This window comes from Piscirickettsia salmonis LF-89 = ATCC VR-1361 (assembly GCF_000297215.2).
GTDB lineage: Bacteria > Pseudomonadota > Gammaproteobacteria > Piscirickettsiales > Piscirickettsiaceae > Piscirickettsia > Piscirickettsia salmonis.
Window position 1 is genome coordinate 1 of sequence record NZ_AMFF02000152.1, and the last position, 1,431, is coordinate 1,431.

Annotated in this window: 1 protein-coding gene; it reads right to left on the reverse strand. The window is 39.6% G+C overall.

The genetic code is table 11. From position 1 onward, the window contains the following. Positions 1–45: 45 nt before the first annotated feature. Positions 46–1,371 carry a hypothetical protein gene (locus tag C200_RS12485; protein ID WP_016212290.1) on the reverse strand — a complete coding sequence of 442 codons (1,326 nt, stop codon included), beginning with the start codon at positions 1,369–1,371 and terminating at the stop codon, positions 46–48. Positions 1,372–1,431 lie beyond the last annotated feature (60 nt).

A 1,431-nucleotide genomic window follows, 5' to 3' on the forward strand; every position in this document is an offset into this window, starting at 1 on the left:
CTTAGTCAAGTAATGAAGTCAATGTCAGAAACTATTCGTTGAGCGCTATAACAGCTTACTTTGTATAGCCTTACTCAGCTGAATCACTGCGTTTAAGTATACGCTTACTATATGGCAGTTCTTGCTCATCATCACCAAGTGCAGCCCTGACATCCCTTTGTTTGTTTGAGCCAGAAACAAATAGCCTTTGCTCTCATCACTAATATGAAGCCGAGCAACACCATTAATATAACTCTCTGCGGTATTGAACTGACCATTTTCCAATGCAGCGGCCAACCCTGACTCGCCACTTACACTCGCTGCGGCCAACAGCGCAACAATTCCCTCACTTTCTTCAGGCTCTAGCACTAATAAACTGTTCAAATACGCTATAACAACATGCCCACGTCCATTTTTTAAGGCCAAATATAAATCTGAGCTACCATCCTCTTCTCTTACGTCAAGAAACTCTTTGATATCCCAATGTTCCTGGCGAATAATATTGATATAGGCACTAATCACTTGCTGATTGCCTATAAGCAAGGCAAATTTTAACCCTGCAGTGATTACTATTTTTTTGCTTTCACCAGATAAAGTAGATCCAAGAATCGCTCGAATATAATCAATAGAGGTTTGCTGATGACCCCTTTTTAGCGCTAAATAAAGCCCTAACTCTCCACGTGGCCCGGGAGCCAGCAAAATATCTTTTTTATCTTCTTCACTCAAAAAATTTGAATCTAATACAGCTTTTATATAACTTTCTATCGCATGTGAGTGGCCGTTTGCTAAAGCAGCTGCAAATCCAGCGACTATTATCAGTTCCTTAATATCATCAGGGCTTAAGCCTGATGAGCACACAGTATGCACATAGACTTTAACCGCTTGACCATATCCTTGCTCTAACACGGTAGCTAAAGCTTCTTTTGCAGCAAACAAGCGCTTAATACACCTCATATCAAGGCCTGATGCTAATACAGCCTCCATATAGGCTGTTACAGCGTTAAAATATCCTTTTTCCAATGCTAACCCAAGCACATCAGGTTTTAATAAACTTTCAATAAGCGTTAAATCATTTAATTTAGATATCCCTTCAATATAAGCTTTAACCGCACTGTCATGATTAAGCTCCATGGCGTAATGAAGCCCAGGGCGGCCATGCTTTGAAGCAGCAAGTAATACCCTTCTTTTTTCATTTGTGCTTAAATTTAATTTAAAAACACCCTCAATATAAGCGGCAACAGTACGACCATGTCCCTTAATCAAGGCATAGCTGAGTAAATAATATTGAGCTAAGTTCTCAATTAAAAGTACTTTTTTAGCCTTCTCCGATAAATTCGAGTTGATTATATAATTAAAAAAAACTTCAACTGCTTTAAAGCGACCATTTGCCATAGCCTGTGCTAAACCAGACTCACCCTCTGGAGTACAAGCATGAAGAACTCACCTTACGCA

Bases quoted from the DNA above. Each gene is read 5' to 3' on its own strand.
- C200_RS12485 (WP_016212290.1), bottom strand. From the start codon at position 1,371: ATGGCAAATGGTCGCTTTAAAGCAGTTGAAGTTTTTTTTAATTATATA.